The following is a 21,126-nucleotide window of genomic DNA, read 5'->3' on the forward strand; positions in this document are numbered from 1 at the left end:
GGGATCAGGCGGGGTGACGGCCGCCACGGGGTACGGGGGCGTGGCGGCCAGCCGTCGTCCGGCCGCCGTCGGCGCGGCCGGACGGCCCCGCCGGAACCTCAGGCGAAACGGGCCGGGTCACCAGCGCCCACCCGGACGATCTCCGGCTCACCGTCGGAGAAGTCGACGACAGTTGTCGGTTCGGTGCCGCAGTCGCCCGCGTCGACCACCGCGTCGACAGCGTGGTCGAGACGCTCCTTGATCTCCCAACCCTGGGTCATCGGCTCCTCGTCGTCGGGCAGCAGCAGGGTGCTCGACAGCAGCGGCTCACCGAGCGCGTCGAGCAGCGCGCGGGTGACCGGATGCGCGGGGATGCGTACCCCGACTGTCTTCTTGCGGGGGTGCCACAGCCGCCGGGGCACCTCCTTCGTGGCGGGCAGGATGAAGGTGTAGCGCCCGGGGGTGGCCGCCTTCACCGCCCGGAACACCGCGTTGTCGAGCTGCACGAACTGCCCGAGCTGGGCGAAGTCGCGGCAGACGAGCGTGAAGTGGTGCCCGCTGTCGAGCTGGCGGATCTCCCGGATCCGGTCCATGCCTTCCTTGTTGCCCAGTCGGCTGCCCAGGGCATAGCAGGAGTCGGTGGGGTAGGCGATCAACCCGTCGCCACGGATGATGTCGACCAGTTGGCCGATGATGCGCGGTTGCGGGTTGTCCGGGTGCACGTCGAAGTACCTCGCCATGGGGCGAAGCTTAGGCCGCCCGGGTCCGGTGTCGCGTTGCCGACAGTGACACCCCCGGGCATACGTCGACGTTCATCGTTGTCTCTATGGTCGTACGCGCACCCGGCGGCGGCTACGGGGACATGCTCCGACCCCCGACGACGCCGACCCCGGTACGGGTAACCGTGCTCGCCTTCGCCCTGCTGTCACTACTGTTCGCCCTCGCGACCGTGCACCGGGCGCTGGCCGCGACCGGCTCCCTCGGCGCGGTCGCCTTCTTCGCCGTGATGGCCGTCGCGTGCGCGCTTGTCGCGGTCAGCCTGGCCACCCGCCGCCGCTGGTCGCCCTACCCCGCGTACGCCCTGGCGGGCCTGTTGGCCGCCGCCTCGCTGGGCCTTTTCGGCGCGATCACGATCGTCGGCCTGGGCCTGCTGGCCTGGGTGGTCCTGGCCCTCAACACCCGCGTCTCGCGGGACTGGTTCCGCGGGCGTCGTCGACTGCGCTGACCATCTCGCTCCGTCACCGGCCGCTCAGAGCGGCCGGCCCTGCGTGTCGCGCGCCGTGATGCCGTCCAGCCGCCGCCCCGGCTTCACCGTCTGCGGGTCGAACCAGAAGATCGCCACGTCGGTGTCCGCGCTCCAGCGCGCCAGTCGGGCCGTGACCCGGCGACCGTCGACGGTACCGATGATCCGGTCGGCGGGCCCCACGAAGTAGCCGAAGGTGGGCACCGGGGCGTACGTCGGAGCGGCCGGGGACGATTCGTAGCCGATCTCGTGGAAGCCGGGCCGGCGATCCGAGCCCGCCACGTCGTTCACCAGATAGTCCGCGATCAGCGTGCCGTCGGCCAGTCGCCGACCGGCGACCAGCCCGATCGTGACGTCCGGCACGGCGGGCAGCTCCACCGGCACGAAGTAGAAGACCCGCTCCTCGGTGCCGTACCTGATTCCGCTCGACACCACCTCGCCGATCGGTGTCCGGCTCTCGGTGCCGGGAACCGGGGTGGACGTCACGGGAGCGGAGGGCATCGGCGCACTGACCGCAGGAGCCGGCGGTGGAAGCTGCCCGGGTGGACGAGCGAACCGGACGCCGGCCGTGACGCCGACGACGACGAGCGTCACCGACAGCACCACACCTCCGCCGGCCGCGGCCCGCCGACGGCGACGCAACGACCGGCCCTGACGCATCACCGCGTCGAGGTCGAGCGATTCCCAGCGGTCCGGTTCCGTCGCCCGCATGGCGGCGCGCAGTCGCTCCACCTCGTTCACCGGTGCCTCCCCTCGACGGTCTGCGGCTGTCCGCCAGCGGTACGCAGCTTCTCGAGGGCCCGGGAGCTGGTGCTCTTCACCGTGCCCAGGGAGACGTCGAGTTCCCGGGCGACCTGCGCCTCCGGGAGGTCGAAGTAGTACCGCAGCACCACGATGGCCCGTTCCCGGGGGGAGAGCGCGCTGAGGACACCGAGCAACCAGCGCCGGGTGGTCACCTCGTCGGCGACGTCGCCGCGGCGCTGCTCCGGGATGTCGTCACTCGGGTACTCCCTGATCGGCCGTCGCCACCCGTCCACGAGGTGGTTGACGAGCACGGTGCGGGCGTACCCGTAGGCATCGTCGTCGCGTACCCGTGACCAGGCCGCGTAGGTGCGGACCAGGGCGGTCTGCGCGGCGTCCTCGGCCTGGTGGTGGTCGCCGGTCATCAGGAACGCCGCGTGCACCAGCCGGCCGGACGCCACCCGGGCGAACTCGGCGAACTCCGTGTCACCCCGGGCCATGGCCACCTCTTGCGCACCTCACGCCGGACAGGACGGGTGAGACGACGAAAAGGTTGAGCGCTCGGTAGATCAACTCTTCGGACCTGCCGGCCGTCCTTCCTCCTGCGTGCCGGCCGGCGGCGCGCGCCGAGGGAGGAACCATGTCGCGGAACACTACGCGGGCCCGGGCCGGTGACGGCCGGGCCCGGCCGCTGGCGGCGGTGCTGCTCGCCGGCCTGTTCGCCGGTTGCGCCCCACCGGCCACCGCCACGTCGAACCCGCCGTCGGCCGGCGCGACGAGGAGCGGGTCGGTCGCATCGACCCCGGCCGGGCCGGTGCGGTCGACCCCGGTCCCGCCGCCTCCGGTGAGCTATCCCGCCGATGGCGGTGGCCGCTGGGCGGTCGCCGACGGTGAGCCGCCGATCGCGTCCGGTGCGGGGCGTCTGTTGCGCTACCGGGTCGCGGTGGAACGCGACATCCACGGCCTGCCGGTCGCCGATTTCGCCGCCGAGGTCACCCGCACACTCGCCGATCCTCAGGGTTGGACCGCCGGTGGGACCTGGCGGCTGCGCCGGGTCGGGCCGCGCCAGCCTGCGGATTTCACCGTCTATCTGGCAACCCCCGGCACCCGGGATGTGCTGTGCCAGGACACCCCGGACGGCTACACCTCCTGCCGCAACGGCGATCGGGTGGTCATCAACGTGGCTCGCTGGGTCAAGGGGGTGCCGGACTACGGTGCGAGCCTTGCCGTCTACCGGCGGTATGTGATCAACCACGAGGTCGGACACCGGCTCGGCCTGGGCCACGAGCGGTGCCCGGGGCGGGGCAGACCCGCACCGGTGATGCAGCAGCAGACCCTCGGGTTGCACGGTTGCACCGCCAACGCGATGCCGTACCTGGACGGCAGGCGCCACTCCGGACCTCCCGGGTCCTACGCCGACCCGATCCCGCCCCGGGAACGCGGCCGGCCCGGCTGACCTCGGGTGGTGACGTCACACTTGACGGCGGAGTTTAGGTCAACAATAGTTGAGTCTATGGAGGTTGAGCTTTCTTCGTTGGCCGCTCGGGCACGCGTCCACGCGGCGCTCGGCGATCCGGCGCGCCTGGCGATCGTGGACGCGCTCACCCTCGGTGACGCCTCTCCCGGCGAGGTCGCCGGCCGCCTCGGCATGCCCACGAACCTGGTCGCCCATCACGTCAAGGTCCTCACCCAGGCGGGCCTGGTGGTGAAGGTCCGTTCCGAGGGTGACCGGCGTCGCACCTACCTTCAGCTGCTCCCCGACACGCTCGCCGCGCTCGCCACTCCCCGGCTGACCGGGGTCGGCCGGGTGGTCTTCGTCTGCACCCACAACTCGGCCCGCTCACAGCTCGCCGCCGCGCTGTGGCGACACCGCACCCGGGGCGCCGCCGCCTCGGCCGGCACCCGACCCGCGGCCCGGGTCCATCCCCGCGCGATCGCCGTCGCCCACCGTCACCAGCTCGATCTCGACCCGGCCGGCACCGCCCACGTCGCCGATGTCGTACGCAGCGACGACCTCGTCATCGCCGTCTGCGACAACGCCCACGAGGGGCTGACCGACCAGCTACGGCCCCGGCTGCACTGGTCGGTTCCGGACCCGGCCCGGGTGGACACCGACGAGGCGTTCGAGTCCGCCTACGCCGACCTCGCCGACCGGGTCGCCCGGCTCGCTCCCGCCGTCCTACCCGGTCGAACGGCCGGTACGGCGTCTCCTCGACGAGTCGAACGTCCCCACCCGATAGCCATCGAGGAGAAGCACAACCGATGACCATCGCACTTCCACGGCGCCTGCTTGCCGAATTCGCCGGCACCGCCCTGCTGGTCACCGCCGTGGTCGGCTCCGGCATCATGGCCTCCACCCTGTCCCCGGGCGACGTCGGCCTGCAACTGCTGGAGAACTCGATCGCCACGGCCTTCGCGCTGGGCGTGCTGATCCTGATGTTCGGGCCGGTCTCCGGCGCTCACTTCAACCCGGTCGTCTCCGTCGCCGACTGGTGGCTCGGCCGCCGTTCGGGCACCGGCCTCACCGCCGCCGACCTGGCCGGCTACGTCGCGGCCCAGGTGCTGGGCGGCATCGCCGGGGCGGTCCTGGCGAACCTGATGTTCGGCCTCACCGCCGTCAGCTTCGCCGGCAAGGACCGCACAAGCGGGCACCTGTGGCTCGGTGAGGTTGTCGCCACCGCCGGCCTGGTTCTGCTGATCTTCGCGCTGGCCCGGTCCGGCCGCGCCACGGTGGCACCGGCCGCTGTGGGCGCCTACATCGGAGCGGCGTACTGGTTCACCTCGTCCACCTCGTCCGCCAACCCGGCGGTCACCGTCGGCCGCGCCTTCACCGACACCTTCGCCGGCATCGCTCCCGGCTCCGTGCCGGGTTTCGTGGTGGCCCAGGTCGTCGGTCTCGCCGTCGGAGTCGGCCTGTTGGCAGCCCTCTACCCCGACGCCGGTGCCGCCGCCGACCGGGTGGTCGTGCCCGCCGACAACCAGGCGGCCGGGAGCCGGCGCCCATGATCTGCCCGCACGCTCGACAGTCAGCCGCCACCCCCGTACCGCAGAGAGGCATCTCATGACCGACAAGCCCAGCGTCCTGTTCGTCTGCGTACACAACGCCGGCCGCTCCCAGATGGCTGCCGGCTGGCTGCGCCACCTGGCCGGCGACGCCGTCGAGGTCCGCTCCGCCGGCTCCGCACCCGCCGAGGCGATCAACCCGGCCGCCGTCGAGGCCATGCGGGAGGTCGGCATCGACATCACCGATCAGACCCCCAAGCTCCTGGAGTACGCCACCGCCGAGTCCTCCGACGTGATCGTCACCATGGGCTGCGGCGACGCCTGCCCCGTCTTTCCCGGCAAGCGCTACGAGGACTGGAAGCTCGCGGACCCGGCCGGCAAGGGCGTCGAGGCGGTGCGCCCGATCCGCGACGAGATCCGCCACCGGGTCGAACGGCTGCTCACCGAGCTGCCGGTGACCGCCTGACCGCTCCGTCGGCCTCAGCCACTGCGGCAGCCGCCCACCTACCGGTCAGCATCCGTCTGGTGTCCGCACACTGCGGACCATGCGGACTTCCCGTACCCCGTCCTCGACCTGGATCACTCCGTCGGCGATGAACCCGTGCTTACGGTAGAACGCCTGGGCGCGAGGGTTGGGATCGGCGACCCAGAGCGCCGCCGACTCCGTCGGGTCGATGACGGTCCGCAACAGTGCCGACCCAGCACCCGTACCGTGGTCGGCCGCACGCACGTAGAGCAGATGGAGTTGCCTCACCCACTCCGCGGCGGTATCAGGCGGCGGGCCCGACATCGCGATTCCGATCAGTTTGCCGTCCCGCTCGGCCACAGCCGCCCGGTTCCGGCGATATCGCTCATCGGTAAGTGCGGCGGTCCAGAACCGCTCCCGAGCGGCCGGCAAACTCGGATCATCGAGCACCGCATCCGGCATGAGTCCGCGATACGTTTCCTGCCAGCACCGCACATGCACCCACGCCATCTGGGCGGCGTCCTCGACTCGGGCCAACCGAACTGTCAGCGGGGATCCCACCACCGGAGCGTAGGCCGCGATCAGCGGCTCGCCGAACCTGACCCGTGGCGGCCGATCGCCGCCGGGCCGGTGGCGTGTCGGCCGACACCGCGAACGTACCCTGGTCGCCGCCGTTCCGTCGGCGCGGTCACGTGGCGTCCTGTCGTTGACCGCCGTCGGCTGTCGGCGCCGGAACGCCGGCGGTGGTCGTCACGGCACCCGGCTCGGTGTTCGCCTCGGCGAAGTACTCAAGCATGGCCAGGAGCAGGAACGCCCTCGTGAGCAACGCGAACGTCAGGACGTACAGGGCCGCGAAGAGGCCGTCGTAGAGGGCCAGGCCGATGGCGCTGTCGGGGTTGTCGGTGATCAGTGCCCGGTAGAGGCCGCTGGGCGCCAGAACGTAACCGGCAAGCGCGGCGAGCGCACCGGCGAAACAGATCCGCGCGGACCGTGCGTAGCGTCCGCGAGAGCTCGGATCGGTGAACCGGTCCCGGCGGCCGAAGGTGGCAAAGGTCAGGAAGATGCAGGTCAGCATCGTCACCGCGCTCACCACAGCCGGCGGAAGGTCCTGAAAGGGCCGGCCGCCGTCATTGACCGGGATGACGGCGACGAATGCGTTGGACAGCGGGAACAGGACCGATATTCCCGCGAGAACACCCCAGAGGCTACGCAGGAACTGGAGAAAGTCGCGCAGGTCCTTGAGGAACGTGTGTCCGGTCTCCACGTTGGTCCCCTACCTCGTGTCCGTGTTGTTGAGAATAGCCCCGCCACAGGCGGGAACGGACCACACGTTGCCGGGCGTGGCGGTCGGTCCCTCGCGAGGCCGGGTCCGGGGGACTTGCCCGACCGACATCCTCCTGGTTAGGTATGCCTAACCAAACTAACGGGGAGGGCGCGATGGCGTCGTCTGTCGCCACGGCCATGACCATCAGCGGCGTGGCCAGCACTGTCGTCGTCACCGACCAGGTCGACGTCGAGCAGCTCGCCGAGGTCTACGGGCAGGTGCACGCGGCAGATCTGCACCTGCCCGACCATCGGGTGCCGAGCGTGCAGGACCGTCTCCGGTGGACCGCCGAGGCCCCCGGCTTCCAGGCGGCGCTCGGCTACGTCGATGGCCGTCTGGCGGGGGCGGTGCTGGGTTGTCCGCTGCCGCCCGAGACCCTGTGGTGGCGTGACCTGTCGTCGACCGACGATCCCGACCTGGCCGTCGAGTGGGCGGGACGCACGTTCGCGGTGTGCGAGGCGTTCGTGCTGCCCGAGCATCGCCGGCACCGCCTCGGCCTGCGGTCGACCACCCAGTTGTTGGACGGGCGCGGCGAGGAGCGGGTCGCCCTGGCGGTCGCCGAGACGAACACCCGGGTCTGGCACGCGCTGCAACGAATCCGGTTCGTCCATGTCGGCGACCTCGTCCCGTTTCCGGGCTGGCGCTCGCACCGGATGCTGGTGCGGTCGCTGCCGCTGAGCCCCACGGCGTGAGCACAGAGATCAACGCGACAGGCGTCGACCGGCACGGGGCACCGACCATCCGGCTCGTCGTCACCGGGACGCGCACACAGTGGAGGCACACGTGAAAAGGAACTGGGAAGCTCTCGTCCTCAAGGCGTTCGGGGGCCGGAATTTCCAGCTGACCGTCCTGGAGAACGAACCCGTCGGCGACTGCTACCAACGGCTGCTCGTCGACGGGGGCGACCTCCTACGCGACTGCGGCGTCCACCCCACCATGTGGATCCGGTTGTGGTTCGACAACGAGGGCCGACCGCACCAGCGGGCCTACACGCTCGTCGACCCGGACGCCGGCAGCGGACGCTTCCACCTCGTGTTCGCCCTGCACGACGGCTGCGCGGCGCGCTGGGCCACGACCGCCCGGCCGGGAGACACCATCGAGGCGACCGTGCAGGGCAGCTCCTTCGCGCTGCCCGAGCCGACACCCGGGCGGCTCTACCTGGTCGGCGACGCGGCGTCGCTGCCGGCGGTCAACAGTCTGCTCGACGCCGCCGGGCCCGCGTCGGCGAAGATCTGGCTCGAGTACGCCCACGACGGTGAGCGGAACCTGCCGCTGCGTACCCGCCCGCACGACGAGGTGGTGTGGGTGCCGCGCCGCGACGAGGGTCAGCATCTGGTGGACACCGTCACCACCGCCCTGACCACAGCGCAGGAGGACGGGCTGTACTGGGTGGCCTGCGAGGCGGCCAGCACCCGCAGCATCGTCAGGCACCTGCGACGCGGGCTCGGAGTCGGCAAGGAGCAGGTGGCCTCGCTCGCCTACTGGCGCGCCCGGTGACGGCCCACCGCCGAGCCGGCTCGTGATGCTGTACCTGACCGCCCTCAATCCGACCGACTCCGTCCTTGACGGTCTGCTGCCGGCCGCCGACGCCCTCGGCGTACCGGTCACCGTCCTGACCGACCGGCCCGACGACTGGCCCGGCACGGTGCCGGTGCGGGGCTGCCCGGTGCGGGACCCGCACGGTGTCACCGAGGTGGTCCGGGACGGGCCTGCCGCGGCGGGGCTGTTCTCCAACAGCGACCACCTCCAGGCCGCCACGGCGCTCGCCGCCCGCCGCCTCGGCCTGCCCGGCAAGGACCCCGAGTCGGCCCGGCGCTGCAAGGACAAGGCCGCCACCCGGCAGGCTGTCGCCGACGCCGGTCTCGACGTGGTCCACGCCCGGGTGCTCACCCCGGAGCAGCCGCCGACGTTCGACGTCTTTCCGGCAGTGGTGAAGCCCCGTGACGGTGTCGCCAGTGAGGACGCCTACCTGGTGACCGACGAGGCCGACCTGGCCCGTCGGGTGACCGAGATCCGCCGTCGCCGACCGGACGCGCCGCTGGTGGTGGAGGAGTACCTGCCCGGCGATGTCCGCACCCACGACACCCTCGGTGACGCCGGCACGCTTGCCGTGCTCGGCGGCTGGCGTACCACGCTCGGCCCACCACCCACCTTCACCGAGCTGCGCCTGGAATGGGCCCCGGCCGCCCCGGCGACTGTCGACGGGCTGCGGGCCCAACTGGACGCGCTCGGCGTACGGTTCGGCGCGTGCCACACCGAGTTCGTCGCGCACCGGGGACGGCCCCGCCTCATCGAGGTCAACGACCGGCTGATCGGTGACCGGATGGACCTCATCCTCGCCGAACTGCTCGGGGTGCCGCTGTTCGAGTACGTCATCCGGCTGCACCTCGGCGAGCCCGTGGCCACCCTCGGTCTGCCCGACCCGAGCACTGTCGGTCAGACCGCCCGGGTCGAGTACGTCTGCGCCGACCGCGGCGGCACGCTGGTCGCCGCCCCCGGGCCCGTCGACGCGGTACGCGACGGGGTACGACTCGGCTGCCGCCCGTTGCGGGCGGTCGGGACCACCGCCGAGCAGACCGGCACCAACCGCGACTACCTGGCCGTCCTGCACGCCATCGGGTCGGACCCGGTCGCCGTCGACCGCGCGCTCGGCGAGTTCCGCGCCGGACTCGACTGGGTGATCGCCAGGTGACCGACCCGGTAGAGCGGGAGCTGTTCCGCCGGGTGCTGGACGCCCTGCTGCGCGAAGACCACCTCGGCCTGAGCAGCGGTGGCGGCCCCGCCGGCCCCGGCTGGTGGCAGGCGCCGCACCACGCCGGCCGGTTACGCCTTCCGGTCCGTCGCGACGGCTTCCAGCACGCCGTCCGCCTCGCCAGCGCCGAGCTGTACGTGCAGCCGCCCGGTCCGGCGGAGGGCCGTCGGGTGGGCACGCTGGCGGAGCTGTTGGAGCTGCTGGCGCCGCACGACGACGCCGACGCCGAGCAGGGGTGGCGCGCCTTCACCGACGAATGCCGGCAGGACCTGCTGGCCCGCCGGCTGGCCACGACCACCCGGTCACCCACCTACGCCCGGGTCGCCGCCGCCCGGGCCAGCACGCCCACCGGCTTCGGCGGCGCCCTCCTCGACGACGTACTGGCCGCCCACGCCGGCCACGCCGTCTACCCCACCGACAGGTGCCGGCACGGCCTGGACGCTGACGACCTGCTCCGGTACGCACCGGAGCACGCCCCCACGTTCGCCCTCCGGTGGCTGCCCGTACCGGCCCGGACGCTGGAGCTGAACGGCCGACTGCCGACCTGGTGGCCGACGCCGCGTCAGGCCGGCGAGGTGCTGCTGCCGGTGCATCCGCTCACCGCCGACCGCTCGGCCCTGCCGGCGCTCGACCGGCCCGAGATCGTCGTGCGCCCCACGTTGTCGATGCGGACCGTCGCCCTGGACAGCGATCCGACGACGCACCTGAAGCTGCCGCTGCCGACCGCGACCCTGGGTGCCCGCAACCGCCGTACCCTCGCGCCCGACTCGCTCGGCGACGGCGCGGCGGTGGCGGCGCTGCTCGACCGCGTCGCCGCGGAACAGCCGCGCTTCGCCGACCGGATCACGCACGCCGACGAGCGCACCTTCGGACACTGCGGCGACGACGAGCTGCGGTCCTTTCTGCTGCGCCGACTACCCGCCGGGCTGGACCGGGCGACAGTGGTGCCGGTGGCCGCGCTCGCCGCCGCGGATCCCACCGCCGGCACTGTCGCCCAGCGGATCGGCGGCGACGACCCGACCCGGCTGCTCGGGTCCTATCTGGATCTCCTGCTCGACTGGCACGTGTGCCTGTGGTTACGGTACGGAGTGGCGTTGGAAGCACATCCGCAGAACATCCATCTGGTCCTGCCGGTCGACGGTCCGGTCCGGCTGCTCTACAAGGACAACGACGGAGCCCGGCTCGACCCCCGGCACGCCGGTACGGTCCGGCTGCACGACAAGCGGATGTGGATCCGCCACCCCGGGGAACTGGCCGACATGTTCGTCACGATCACTCTCCACCTGGCGGCGGCGGCACCCCTGCTCGCCCTGGCGGAGCAGGGCGTCGCCGTGCCCTCCCCCGCCGAGGCGCTGGTGCCCCGGCTGCGCGCCGCCCGCGACCGGTGGGGCGACACACCCGACGCGCGGCGGCTCGTCGACCAGGTCCTGACCGCCGACCGGTTGCCGGTCAAGGCGATGCTCACCGCCGGCACACTGCTGCCCAAGCAGCGGACCGGTTGCACCGACGTCAACAAGTTCTACCACCGCACCGGACCCAACTACCTGCGGAGCGCCTCGTGACGCCGCGGACCGCCGAGACCACCGCCCATCCGGCGGAACGCGCCGCCGACCGTGCCGCCGCGCACACCCTGCTCTCCTGCTACCTGCGGGAGGTCGCCGCACCCGACGGTGCCGCCGACACCCTCGGTGCGGTCCTCCGGATCCGCTTGCCGCATCTCGGACTGACGCTCTCCTGCCGACTGGCGCGGGTCTCCCCCGTGCTGGCGCACCGCTACGTCGGGCCGGTCCACTGTCGGCAGACGGCGGGGTCCACGCCCCGCCACCATCCGGCCCTCCCGGAACCGCCGGTCACCGACACACCTGTCGACGGCGGTCAGCTCGCCCGGCTGCTCGCCGCCGAGCTGGCCGCCCGCACCGGGCTGGCCAACGACGAGTTCGTCGAGCAGGTGCTCGGTAGCCGGGACGCACTGGCCGCCCTGTTGCGGCGACGCCCGCCGAGCGACCCCACCCCGACCGGCGACCCGGTGGTGGACGGCTACGTCGACTCCGAACAGTCCCTGGTGCACGGGCACCCGCACCACCCCAGCCCGAAATGGCGCAGTGGTGATCCGGCGAGCTGGGGTCGCTACGCCCCGGAGCTGCGCACCGCATTCCGGCTGAGCTGGCTCGCCGTACCCGCCGACCTGGTGACGGGTGACGGGCCGGTCGACGAGCTGATCGCCCCGCTGGATCCACCGGACGCACCACCCGGGCACCAGCTGCTGCCGGTGCACCCGTGGCAGCTGACCCTGATGCCACCGGCCGACCCTCGACTGCGCCAGCTCGGTCCGGGCGGCGTGCCGATCCGCCCGACCGCCAGCGTCCGTACGCTCTACGCCCCCTCGGTGGACCTGTTCCTCAAGACCAGCCTGCACGTACGTATCACCAACTGCCTGCGCAAGAACGCCCGCTACGAGCTGGCCGGGGCGGTGGCGCTGACCCGCTTCCTGGCGACAGTGCCGCTGCCCGCCCGCGTCGGACTGCTCCGCGAGCCCGGCTACCGCACCGTCGACCTGCCCGGCGCCGACGAGGCGTACGGCACGATCCTGCGGACCGGGGTGCGTGAGCATCTGCGGCCGGGCGAACGGGTGGTGCTGGCGGCGGCGCTGGCCACCGGGCCGCTGACCGTGTCGGATCCGTTCGACTGGTGGCGGGACTACGTCGAGCTGCTGGTCCCCACAGTTCTGCGACTGTGGCTCGGTCACGGCGTCGTCCACGAGGCGCACCTGCAGAACGTGCTCATGGTGCTGGACCCGGACGGCCGCCCGGCGCGCCTGATCCTGCGTGACCTGGAGGGACTGAAGCTGGACCTCGGCCGGTTGGCGGCCTGGCCCGAGCGGGTCCCCCGGCAGGTCGCCTACACCCCCGCCCAGGCGGCCCGGCGCGTCATCTACTGCCTGTTCGTCAACCATCTCGCCGGGCTCGCCGGTGCGCTCGCCGACGGCCATCCCGGCACCGAGCCTCGACTGTGGCAGACGGTCCGGCGGGCCGTCGAAGCGACGTACGCGGACCTGGGTGAGCCGGCCGAGCTGACCCCGCTGCTCGACGGCACGCCGCTGGCCGCGAAGGCGAACCTGCTGGTCCGCTGGCACCGGGCTGCCGACCAGCAGGCACCCTACGTCGCGGTGCCGAACCCGCTGGGCGGTGCCGGTTGACCCGACCGACGTACGTCTACGACCTCGCCGACCTGGCCACGCACGCCGCCGCCGTCCGGGCGGCGCTGCCGGACCGGGTCGAGCTGCTCTACGCGGTCAAGGCCAATCCCGACCCGGGCATGCTGCGCACCCTCGCGGCCACTGTCGACGGTTTCGAGGCGGCCAGCCGGGGCGAGCTGCGGCACCTCGCTGCGGTGCTGCCCGACCGGCGGGTGGCCGCCTTCGCCGGACCGGGCAAGACCGACGAAGATCTCGCGGCGGCGATGGCCGCCGACGTGCACCGGGTCCACGTCGAGTCCGCCGCCGAGCTGCACCGGCTGGCCGCCCTGGCCCGGGCCGCCGGGCGTACCGTCGAGGTGCTGTTGCGGGTGAACCTGCCGGTCGCGACGCCCGGCGCGGTCCTGGTGATGGGCGGGCGACCGAGCCCCTTCGGGATGGACCCGCAGGAGGCGGTCCGGCTCGCCGCCGACCCGCCGGCCGGGGTCCGGATCCGGGGCGTGCACGCCCACCTGGCCAGCGGGCTCGACGCGGCGAGCGCCGCCGCGGTGGCGCGCGAGGTGACCGACTGGGCGGTGCGGCAGGTACGCGCCGAGGAGGTGAACGTCGGCGGTGGCATGGCCGTCGACTACGACCGTCCGGAGCACCGGTTCGACTGGCAGGGCTACGGCCGGCTGCTCGGCGAGGTGTCCGACGCCCATCCGACGGTCCGGCTGCGGATCGAACCCGGCCGGGCCGTGGCGGTCTACTGCGGGTCGTACGTGACCGAGGTGATCGACGTGAAGCGGTCCCAGGGACGATGGTTCGTGATCGTCGCCGGCGGCACCCACCACCTGCGCACCCCGGCGGCCAAGGGACACTCGCAGCCGTACACGGTGGTGCCCCGGGGTGGCGACGGGCCGCGCACCGACGGCGGGCCGGTCACCGTGGTCGGTCAGCTCTGCACCCCGAAGGACGTCCTCGCGTACGGCTCCGACGGCCCGGCCATCGGGGTCGGTGACGTGCTGGTGTTCTCGATGGCCGGCGCCTACGCGTGGAACATCAGCCACCGCGACTTCCTCCTGCACGAGCCGCCCGAGTTCCGGGCCGGAGACCCACTCGCCGTCGCGCATGACTGGGGTCGTTGATCACCGTGATCCGGTGACGCCCTCAGCTCGACAGGGCCGACACCCGGCGTGACGACCTTCGGAGCCACCACCGGTCCGCCGACCGGGTGGTGAACAACGACTCATCCGCTTTCCGCTGCCCTGATCTTGCTGATAGCTTCTTGCCAAGACTTTGCAAGAGCCACAAGAGTGCAGATGGAGGTGCGGTGACCACCACCGCCCTGCCCGGGAGCCGGGCGGACCTGCTCGGCGTCGCGGCGCAGCGCCGCCGCACCGGGATCTGGCTGCTCGCGCTGACGGTCGGGCTGGTCGTCACCGGGGTGGTCGCGGTCGGGTCCGGCGCGATCGGCATCCCGCCGATCACGGTGGCCCGGATCATCGGGCATCAGCTCGTCGGCCTGCCCGGTCAGGTGACCTGGGCCCCGGCGCAGGAAGCCATCGTCTGGCAGGTACGACTGCCCCGGGTGCTGCTCGGCATGCTTGTCGGTGCCGGGCTGGCCGCCTGCGGGGTGGCGTTGCAGGCCATGGTGCGCAACGTGCTGGCCGACCCGTACCTGCTGGGGATCAACTCCGGCGCCTCCAGCGGGGCCGCCGCCGCGATCCTGTTCGGGGCGGGCGCCGGCTTCGGACAGTACGCCCTGTCCAGCAGCGCCTTTCTCGGCGCGCTCGGCGCGTCGCTGCTGGTCTTCCTGATCGCCCGCAGCGGCGGACGGGTGACCTCGATCCGGCTGCTGTTGTCCGGCGTCGCCGTCGGATACGCCCTCTACGCCACCACCAGTTTCCTGATCTTCGCCTCGGGGTCCGCCGAGGGGGCCCGTTCGGTGATGTTCTGGCTCCTCGGCTCCCTCGGGCTGGCCCGGTGGAACGTCCTGCTGCTGGTCGCCGCAGTCGTGCTGGGCGGCATGATCGGCTACCTGACCATCGTCGGGCGTCGGCTCGACGTGCTGGCCATCGGCGACGAGACCGCGCAGACCCTGGGTGTGTCACCCGACCGGTTCCGGCTGCGGCTGCTCGTGCTGGTGTCGCTCAGCGTCGGCGTGCTGGTTTCCGCCGCCGGCAGCATCGGCTTCGTCGGTCTCGTGGTGCCACACCTCGCCCGGCGCATCGTCGGCGCCCCACACGTCCGGGTGGTGCCGGTGGCCGCCCTGCTCGGGGCCATCCTCCTGGTCTGGGCCGACGTGCTCGCCCGGGTGCTGCTGGCCCCGCAGGAGATCCCGATCGGCATCATCACCGCCCTGCTCGGCGCCCCCTTCCTGCTCGTCCTGATCCGCCGTCTGCACGCCACCGGCGCCTGAGCGCCAGTTGAGCCGAGGAGCACCGATGAAGGCAACCCGTCTCGCCGTCACCGCGACCACGTCCGCCCTGGTGTTGCTTGTCGCCGCCTGCGGCGGCGGCACCGACGAGCCGGCGGGGGCCGGTCCGGGGTACCCGGTCACCGTCACCAACTGCGGCGTCGACGTGACATTCGACGCCGCGCCGGAGCGGGTCGTGCTGCTCAAGAGCGCTGCGGTGCCGTACCTGCACGCGCTCGGCGTGATGGACCGGGTCACCGCCCGCGCCGGGCAGTACCCCAGGGACTACTACGACACCGCGACCCTCGCCGAGCTGGACCGGATCCCATTGCTCACCGACAAGACCGACACCAGCGGCCACCTGCAGATCTCCAAGGAGGTGGTGATCAGCCAGGAGCCTGACCTGGTGCTCGGGGAGGTCGACAACCTGTCCCGCGACACCCTCTCGGCGGTGGACATCCCGCTGCTGGAGGAGCCGGCCATGTGCCCGGACAACACCGCCACCCCCAGCTTCGACGACATCTACCGGCAGATGGAAACCTACGGTCGGGTGTTCGGCCGCGAGGCGGAGGCGGCCACGGCGGTCGGCGCGCTCAGGGACCGGATGACGGCGGTCCAGGCCACAGCGGGTACGGCATCCGGTCGTACCGCCGCCGTGTTGTACCCGACGGTCGGTGGCGGCACCACGTACGCGTACGGCTCCGCCAGCATGGCACACCCGCAACTGGCGGCGGCCGGCTTCCGCAACGTCTTCGGCGACACGCCGGAACGCGTCTTCGAGGTCACCGTCGAGGAACTGCTCGGCCGTGACCCCGACGTGCTGATCCTGCTCCACAGCGACGGCGACCCCGCCGCGGTCGAGCAGGGCCTGACCGGACTTCCCGGCGCGGAGAAGCTCAACGCGGTCCGCAACGGCGCGGTGATGACCCAGTTGTTCAACTTCACCGAGCCGCCGACCCCGCTGTCGATCGACGGTCTGGAGCGGATCGTGCAACGGTTCCGGGACGACTCGTGATCCAGGCGACCCGGGTTTCCTGGCGCTACGGCGCCAACCCGGTGATCGACGGGGTCAGTGTGACAGCGCGACCCGGCCGGGTCCTCGGACTGATCGGCCCCAACGGCAGTGGCAAGACCACCCTGCTGCGGCTGCTCTACGGCGCGCTGCGCAGCGGCACCGGGCGGGTCGTCGTGGACGGTGACGAGCTGACCGCGCTGTCGCCGCGGGAGGCCGCGCGCCGGTTGGCAGTCGTCGTGCAGGAGACCGGCGGCGAGACCGCCCTCACCGTGGCGGAGCTGGTGCTGCTGGGCCGGGGCCCGCACCTGAACACCTTCCAACGCACCGGGCCGACGGATCACCGGATCGCGGCGGAGTGCCTGACCCGGGTCGGTGCCGCCCACCTGGGGTCACGCCCGTTCGCCCGCCTCTCCGGCGGTGAACGCCAACGCGTGCTCATCGCCCGGGCGCTGGCCCAGCAGGCCACCCACCTGCTGCTCGACGAACCCACAAACCACCTCGACATCCGCTACCAGCACGAGATCCTGCGGCTGGTACGCGACCTCGGCACCTGCGCCGTCGTCGTGCTGCACGACCTCAACCTCGCCGCCCGCTACTGCGACGACCTGGTGCTGCTCGGCCAGGGCGGCGTCGCCGCCGCCGGCACCGTCGACGAGGTCCTCGACCCCGCAGTCCTCGAACCCGTCTACGGCATCGGCATCCAGCGGCTCGACCTCGACGGCGCGATTCACCTGCTGTACCACCCGCACGGTCAGCCCGCCGTCGAAAGGAGCGCCGCATGAGCGAGCGTCAGCGAGCGAATCATCAACTCAGCGCCGTGGTGCCTCATGACGGCACGCAGCGAAGCGAAGTGCCGTCATGAGCGCACAGGACCGCATCAACACGTACTGGACCGGCCGGGCCCCCGGCTACGACGAGTACCAGCAACGTCCCGATCGCCTGGCCGCCGACACCCGGGCCTGGGCAGAGATCTGGGCCGAGGCGCTGCCCCCGGCGCCACTGGAGGTGCTCGACGTCGGCACCGGCACCGGGCAGGTCGCCATGGTGCTGGCCGGACTCGGCCACCGGGTCACCGGCATCGACCTCGCCGAGGGCATGCTGGACCAGGCCCGCCGGCACGCCACCGCGATGGCGAACGGTCCGGTCATCCGGCGGGGCGACGCCGTGCACCCGGACTTCCCACCCGCCAGCTTCGACGCCGTCGTCAGCCGCTACCTGATGTGGACGCTGCGCGAGCCGGAGACCGCGGTGGCGAACTGGGCCCGCCTGCTGCGCCCCGGCGGCACCGTCGCGGTGGTCGACAGCACCTGGTTCCCCGAGGGCCTGGACAACGCCTCGGAGAACTTCGCCGACCACTACGACAGCGAGGTACGGGCCGCGTTGCCACTGGCCGCCGCGACCTCCATCGACCAGACCGTGGCAGTGCTCGTACGGGCGGGGCTCACCGGGGTCACCGCCACGCCGCTGACGTCCGTCTTCGAGCTGGACCGGCGGTTCGGAGTCGCGCCGAACCACGAGCACCGGATGCAGTACCTGATCGCCGGTCGGGTCTGAGGCAGGCCCACGAACCGGGCGGCCCGGCGGTGATCGGCAGGATCATCGCCGGGCCGGACCCGGTCAGCGGTTACGGCCGGACCGCCGTCAGAAGTCGTCGTCGAAGGCGACGGTGCCGGTGACCCCGACCTGGTAGGCGGATACCCGCCGCTCGAAGAAGTTGGACAACTCCTGCACGTCCTGCAACTCCATGAAGGCGAACGGGTTCTTCGACCCGTACAGCGGTTCGATCTCCAGCTGCGCCAGCCGGCGGTCGGCGACGTGCTGGAGGTACTCGCGCATGTCCACCAGGGAGAGCCCGGACACGCCCTGTTCGAGCAGGTCGGCGGCGAACTGTACCTCGCACTCGACGGCTTCGGCGAGCATGTCCCGGACCTGCCGCCGCATCTCGTCGTCGAACAGGTCCGGCTCCTCGGCGCGTACGGTGTCGACCACGTCGAAGGCGAAGGCCATGTGCATCGACTCGTCCCGGAACACCCAGTTGGTGCCCGAGGCCAGGCCGTGCAGCAGGCCCCGGGACCGCAGGAAGTACACGTAGGCGAAGGCGCCGTAGAAGAACAGCCCCTCGATGCAGGCGGCGAAGCAGATCAGGTTCAGCAGGAACGCCCGCCGGTCCTCGCGGGTCCGCAGCTCCCGCAGCTCGAAGATCGAGTCGATCCACTTGAAGCAGAACTCGGCCTTACGGGCGATCGACGGGATGTTCTCCACGGCGGCGAACGCCGCGAACCGTTCCCGCTCGTCCGGCACGTACGTGTCGAGGAGGTTCAGGTAGAACTGGACGTGCACCGCCTCCTCGAACAGCTGCCGGGACAGGTAGAGCCGCCCCTCCGGGGAGTTGACGTGCTGATAGAGGTTGAGCACGAGGTTGTTGGCGACGATGGTGTCGCCGGTGGCGAAGAACGCGACGAGCCGGGACACCAGGTGCTGCTCCGCCGGGGACAGCTTGGCCAGGTCGGCGAGGTCGGAGTGCAGGTCGACCTCCTCGACGGTCCAGGTGTTCTTGATGGCGTCCTTGAACCTGTCGAAGAACTGCGGGTAGCGCATCGGCCGCAGGGTCAGGTCCATGCCCGGGTCGAGCAGCATCTGCCGCTTGTCGGTGCTGGTTTCGGAAACTGTGGTCACTGGCACGCCTCGCAGCTCTCGGGGTTCTCCAGGGAGCAGGCCAGCGCCTCGTCGTCGCTGACCGCGACGATCGGCTTGACGGCGACGGTGGCCTGCTGGATCCGGGTCGCGGGACGCGACCGCAGGTAGTAGGTGGTCTTCAGCCCGGCCTTCCAGGCGTACAGGTACATCGAGGAGAGCTTGCCGATGGTCGGCGCGCTCAGGAACAGGTTCAGCGACTGCGACTGGTCGACGAACGGGGCGCGGGCGGCGGCCAGGTCGATCAGTGCCCGCTGCGGCAGCTCCCAGGCGGTACGGAACAGCTCCCGCACCTCAGCCGGCAGCTCGGCGATGCCCTGCACCGACCCTTCGGCCCGCTTGATCTGCTCCCGGATCGGCGCGGTCCACAGTCCGCGCGCCTTCAACTCCCGGACCAGGTAGGTGTTGATCTGGAGGAACTCACCGGACATCGTCTCCCGCTTGAACAGGTTGGACACCTGCGGCTCGATGCACTCGTAACAACCGGCGATCGAGGCGATCGTGGCGGTCGGCGCGATCGCGACAAGCAGCGAGTTCCGCAGGCCGTGGCGGGCGATCCGTTCCCGCACCTCGGTCCACCGCTGCGCCTGCGTCACCTCCGCACCCCACAGGTCCGGATGCAACTCGCCCTTCGCGGCACGGGTTTCGGCGTACGCGGGATGCGGGCCGAACCGCTCGGCCAGCCCGGCCGACGTCTCCAGCGCGGTCAGGAAGATCTCCTCCTGCACCCGGGTCGACAACTCCCGTGCCGGTGCCGAATCGAACGGCAGACGCAGCGTGAACAACGCGTCCTGCAAACCCATCAACCCGAGCCCGACCGGACGCCAGCGCGGGTTCGACACCGCCGTCTGCTCGGCCGGGTAGTAGTTGATGTCGATCACCCGGTCGAGGAACACCACGGCCGTGCGTACCGTGGCGCGCAGCTTCTCCCAGTCGACGCCGTCGGCGGTGACGTGCGCGCCCAGGTTCACCGACCCGAGGTTGCACACCGCCGTCTCGGTGTCGCTGTTGACCTCCAGGATCTCCGTGCACAGGTTCGACAGGTGGATCGTGTTGCCGGGCGCGCCGGTCTGGTTGGACAAGCGGTTCGCCGCGTCCTTGAACGTCATCCACCCGTTGCCGGTCTGCGCGAGCGTACGCATCATCCGGCCGTAGAGGTCGCGGGCCTTCACCGTCCGGACGGCCTTCTTCTCCGCGGCCCGGTACGCCTCGTCGAACGCCTCACCGAACAGGTCCGGCAGCTCGGGCGCGTCCGACGGGTCGATGAGCGACCAGTCGCCGTCCGCCTCGACCCGGCGCATGAACTCGTCGGGGATCCAGTTGGCGAGGTTCAGGTTGTGGGTACGCCGGGACTCCTCGCCGGTGTTGTCCCGCAGCTCCAGGAACTCCTCGATGTCCGGGTGCCACGGCTCCAGGTACACGCAGGCCGCGCCCTTGCGGCGGCCACCCTGGTTGACCGCCGCCACCCCCGCGTCGAGGGTCTTGAGGAACGGCACGATGCCGTTGGACCTGCCGTTGGTGCCCCGGATCAACGCGCCCCGACCCCGGACCCGCGACCAGGAGATGCCGATCCCACCGGAGAACTTCGACAGCTTCGCCACCTGGTGGTAGCGCTCGTAGATCGAGTCGAGTTCGTCGCGCGGCGAGTCGACAAGGAAACACGACGACATCTGGGTGTGCCGGGTGCCCGAGTTGAACAACGTCGGTGAGCTCGGCAGGTACGCCAGGCTCGACATCAGCCGGTAGAACCCGATCGCCTCACCCGGCGTCTGCGACAGCCCACAGGCCACGCGCAGCAGCCAGTACTGCGGCGTCTCCACCACCTCGCGGGTCTGTGGATGCCGCAGCAGGTAACGGTCCGCGACGGTGCGCAGTCCGAAGTACTCGAACCGCAGGTCACCGTCCGGGTCCACCGCGTCGTCCAGCTTGCGCGCGTTGCGGGCCACGAACGCCGCTGTCGCGTCCCCGATCAGTCCCAGGCCATGGGCGTACCGGATGGACTGGCTGAAGCTGGCCACCTGCTGCCCCCGGACCTCCTTGTCCACGTACGCGGCCAGCAGCCGCGCCGCCAGCTTCGAGTACTGCGGCTCCGTACCGATCAGCTCGGCGGCCGTCTGGATGGACAGCTTGTCCAGTTCAGCGGTGGTGGCACCGTCGTACAGGCCGCTGATGGTCTTCGTGGCCACCCGCAGCGGATCGACCTCGTCGAGGTCGGCCACCCACCGCTCCACCGCCCGGACGATCTTGTTGACGTCCACCGGTTCCGTGGCGCCGTCGCGTTTGCGGACCTGCATCACCTGCCGGCGCTGCTCCGACAC

At 71.6% G+C, this 21,126-nt stretch carries 22 protein-coding genes; 15 read left to right on the forward strand and 7 right to left on the reverse strand.

Annotated elements, in window-relative coordinates; genetic code table 11:
• Positions 1-98 precede the first annotated feature (98 nt).
• Positions 99-719: an L-threonylcarbamoyladenylate synthase gene (locus tag CLT74_RS08820; protein WP_099846106.1), complete on the reverse strand. Its 621-nt coding sequence runs from the start codon at positions 717-719 to the stop codon at positions 99-101.
• A gap of 86 nt (positions 720-805) precedes the next feature.
• Between CLT74_RS08820 and CLT74_RS08825 the strand changes: the two genes are divergently transcribed.
• Entirely contained in the window at positions 806-1,204 is a 399-nt protein-coding gene (locus CLT74_RS08825) for a hypothetical protein (RefSeq protein ID WP_099846107.1), read from the forward strand.
• Between the two features lie 24 nt (positions 1,205-1,228).
• On the opposite strand, the gene CLT74_RS08830 is transcribed toward CLT74_RS08825, so the two are convergent.
• A complete protein-coding gene (locus CLT74_RS08830) occupies positions 1,229-1,963 on the reverse strand; it encodes a hypothetical protein (RefSeq protein WP_099846108.1) in 735 nt (244 codons plus the stop codon).
• A complete protein-coding gene (locus CLT74_RS08835) occupies positions 1,960-2,463 on the reverse strand; it encodes a SigE family RNA polymerase sigma factor (RefSeq protein ID WP_099851615.1) in 504 nt (167 codons plus the stop codon). The genes CLT74_RS08830 and CLT74_RS08835 overlap by 4 nt, the downstream gene beginning before the upstream one ends.
• A 140-nt stretch (positions 2,464-2,603) precedes the next feature.
• Here CLT74_RS08835 and CLT74_RS08840 point away from each other — a divergent pair, with 140 nt between their 5' ends.
• The 4 genes from CLT74_RS08840 to CLT74_RS08855 are packed head-to-tail and all read left to right on the forward strand — an operon-like array spanning position 2,604 to position 5,432.
• Positions 2,604-3,419 (forward strand): DUF3152 domain-containing protein, encoded by an 816-nt coding sequence (locus CLT74_RS08840; protein ID WP_099846109.1) that lies wholly within the window; start codon positions 2,604-2,606, stop codon positions 3,417-3,419.
• A 57-nt stretch (positions 3,420-3,476) separates the two neighbouring features.
• Positions 3,477-4,229, forward strand: coding sequence for an arsenate reductase/protein-tyrosine-phosphatase family protein (locus CLT74_RS08845; protein WP_099846110.1), 753 nt, complete (start codon positions 3,477-3,479; stop codon positions 4,227-4,229).
• A complete protein-coding gene (locus CLT74_RS08850) occupies positions 4,226-4,969 on the forward strand; it encodes an MIP/aquaporin family protein (RefSeq protein WP_099846111.1) in 744 nt (247 codons plus the stop codon). Before CLT74_RS08845 ends, CLT74_RS08850 begins: the two co-directional genes overlap by 4 nt.
• Positions 4,970-5,024: 55 nt before the next feature.
• Positions 5,025-5,432 carry an arsenate reductase ArsC gene (locus tag CLT74_RS08855; protein WP_099846112.1) on the forward strand — a complete coding sequence of 136 codons (408 nt, stop codon included), beginning with the start codon at positions 5,025-5,027 and terminating at the stop codon, positions 5,430-5,432.
• A 45-nt stretch (positions 5,433-5,477) separates the two neighbouring features.
• Here CLT74_RS08855 and CLT74_RS08860 read toward each other — a convergent pair whose 3' ends face one another.
• Positions 5,478-5,942, reverse strand: a complete 465-nt coding sequence (locus CLT74_RS08860; protein WP_099851618.1) for a GNAT family N-acetyltransferase — start codon at positions 5,940-5,942, stop codon at positions 5,478-5,480.
• A gap of 178 nt (positions 5,943-6,120) precedes the next feature.
• Positions 6,121-6,696: a hypothetical protein gene (locus tag CLT74_RS08865; protein ID WP_099846113.1), complete on the reverse strand. Its 576-nt coding sequence runs from the start codon at positions 6,694-6,696 to the stop codon at positions 6,121-6,123.
• A 173-nt stretch (positions 6,697-6,869) separates the two neighbouring features.
• Here CLT74_RS08865 and CLT74_RS08870 point away from each other — a divergent pair, with 173 nt between their 5' ends.
• The 10 genes from CLT74_RS08870 (at position 6,870) to CLT74_RS08915 (ending at position 17,668) form a co-directional block, all read left to right on the forward strand.
• Entirely contained in the window at positions 6,870-7,448 is a 579-nt protein-coding gene (locus tag CLT74_RS08870; RefSeq protein WP_099846114.1) for a GNAT family N-acetyltransferase, read from the forward strand.
• A 91-nt stretch (positions 7,449-7,539) separates the two neighbouring features.
• A complete protein-coding gene (locus CLT74_RS08875; RefSeq protein WP_099851621.1) occupies positions 7,540-8,253 on the forward strand; it encodes a siderophore-interacting protein in 714 nt (237 codons plus the stop codon).
• A 25-nt stretch (positions 8,254-8,278) separates the two neighbouring features.
• Positions 8,279-9,448, forward strand: a complete 1,170-nt coding sequence (locus CLT74_RS08880; protein ID WP_486582708.1) for an ATP-grasp domain-containing protein — start codon at positions 8,279-8,281, stop codon at positions 9,446-9,448.
• Positions 9,445-11,070, forward strand: a complete 1,626-nt coding sequence (locus CLT74_RS08885; RefSeq protein WP_099846116.1) for an IucA/IucC family protein — start codon at positions 9,445-9,447, stop codon at positions 11,068-11,070. Before CLT74_RS08880 ends, CLT74_RS08885 begins: the two co-directional genes overlap by 4 nt.
• A complete protein-coding gene (locus CLT74_RS08890) occupies positions 11,067-12,704 on the forward strand; it encodes an IucA/IucC family protein (RefSeq protein WP_099846117.1) in 1,638 nt (545 codons plus the stop codon). The genes CLT74_RS08885 and CLT74_RS08890 overlap by 4 nt, the downstream gene beginning before the upstream one ends.
• Positions 12,701-13,828: an alanine racemase gene (locus CLT74_RS08895; RefSeq protein WP_099846118.1), complete on the forward strand. Its 1,128-nt coding sequence runs from the start codon at positions 12,701-12,703 to the stop codon at positions 13,826-13,828. The genes CLT74_RS08890 and CLT74_RS08895 overlap by 4 nt, the downstream gene beginning before the upstream one ends.
• Before the next feature lie 185 nt (positions 13,829-14,013).
• Positions 14,014-15,102, forward strand: coding sequence for an iron ABC transporter permease (locus tag CLT74_RS08900; protein ID WP_099846119.1), 1,089 nt, complete (start codon positions 14,014-14,016; stop codon positions 15,100-15,102).
• A gap of 25 nt (positions 15,103-15,127) precedes the next feature.
• The gene (locus CLT74_RS08905) at positions 15,128-16,114 is read left to right on the forward strand and encodes an ABC transporter substrate-binding protein (RefSeq protein ID WP_099846120.1); all 987 of its coding nucleotides are present in this window, start codon (positions 15,128-15,130) and stop codon (positions 16,112-16,114) included.
• Positions 16,111-16,896, forward strand: a complete 786-nt coding sequence (locus CLT74_RS08910) for an ABC transporter ATP-binding protein (protein ID WP_099846121.1) — start codon at positions 16,111-16,113, stop codon at positions 16,894-16,896. Before CLT74_RS08905 ends, CLT74_RS08910 begins: the two co-directional genes overlap by 4 nt.
• 76 nt (positions 16,897-16,972) lie before the next feature.
• Positions 16,973-17,668, forward strand: coding sequence for a class I SAM-dependent methyltransferase (locus CLT74_RS08915; RefSeq protein ID WP_099846122.1), 696 nt, complete (start codon positions 16,973-16,975; stop codon positions 17,666-17,668).
• Positions 17,669-17,755: 87 nt separating this feature from the next.
• Here CLT74_RS08915 and CLT74_RS08920 read toward each other — a convergent pair whose 3' ends face one another.
• The gene (locus CLT74_RS08920; RefSeq protein WP_199172350.1) at positions 17,756-18,751 is read right to left on the reverse strand and encodes a ribonucleotide-diphosphate reductase subunit beta; all 996 of its coding nucleotides are present in this window, start codon (positions 18,749-18,751) and stop codon (positions 17,756-17,758) included.
• Between the two features lie 35 nt (positions 18,752-18,786).
• Positions 18,787-21,102, reverse strand: a complete 2,316-nt coding sequence (locus CLT74_RS08925; protein ID WP_486582709.1) for a ribonucleoside-diphosphate reductase subunit alpha — start codon at positions 21,100-21,102, stop codon at positions 18,787-18,789.
• Between the last annotated feature and the right edge of the window lie 24 nt (positions 21,103-21,126).

Source organism: Verrucosispora sp. CNZ293, assembly GCF_002754655.1.

Bases quoted from the DNA above. Each gene is read 5' to 3' on its own strand.
- CLT74_RS08905 (WP_099846120.1), top strand. From the start codon at position 15,128: ATGAAGGCAACCCGTCTCGCCGTCACCGCGACCACGTCCGCCCTGGTG.
- CLT74_RS08820 (WP_099846106.1), bottom strand. From the start codon at position 719: ATGGCGAGGTACTTCGACGTGCACCCGGACAACCCGCAACCGCGCATC.
- CLT74_RS08880 (WP_486582708.1), top strand. From the start codon at position 8,279: ATGCTGTACCTGACCGCCCTCAATCCGACCGACTCCGTCCTTGACGGT.
- CLT74_RS08920 (WP_199172350.1), bottom strand. From the start codon at position 18,751: ATGCTGCTCGACCCGGGCATGGACCTGACCCTGCGGCCGATGCGCTAC.
- CLT74_RS08855 (WP_099846112.1), top strand. From the start codon at position 5,025: ATGACCGACAAGCCCAGCGTCCTGTTCGTCTGCGTACACAACGCCGGC.
- CLT74_RS08845 (WP_099846110.1), top strand. From the start codon at position 3,477: ATGGAGGTTGAGCTTTCTTCGTTGGCCGCTCGGGCACGCGTCCACGCG.
- CLT74_RS08850 (WP_099846111.1), top strand. From the start codon at position 4,226: ATGACCATCGCACTTCCACGGCGCCTGCTTGCCGAATTCGCCGGCACC.
- CLT74_RS08840 (WP_099846109.1), top strand. From the start codon at position 2,604: ATGTCGCGGAACACTACGCGGGCCCGGGCCGGTGACGGCCGGGCCCGG.
- CLT74_RS08915 (WP_099846122.1), top strand. From the start codon at position 16,973: ATGAGCGCACAGGACCGCATCAACACGTACTGGACCGGCCGGGCCCCC.
- CLT74_RS08925 (WP_486582709.1), bottom strand. From the start codon at position 21,102: ATGCAGGTCCGCAAACGCGACGGCGCCACGGAACCGGTGGACGTCAAC.
- CLT74_RS08860 (WP_099851618.1), bottom strand. From the start codon at position 5,942: ATGGCGTGGGTGCATGTGCGGTGCTGGCAGGAAACGTATCGCGGACTC.
- CLT74_RS08825 (WP_099846107.1), top strand. From the start codon at position 806: ATGGTCGTACGCGCACCCGGCGGCGGCTACGGGGACATGCTCCGACCC.
- CLT74_RS08835 (WP_099851615.1), bottom strand. From the start codon at position 2,463: ATGGCCCGGGGTGACACGGAGTTCGCCGAGTTCGCCCGGGTGGCGTCC.
- CLT74_RS08870 (WP_099846114.1), top strand. From the start codon at position 6,870: ATGGCGTCGTCTGTCGCCACGGCCATGACCATCAGCGGCGTGGCCAGC.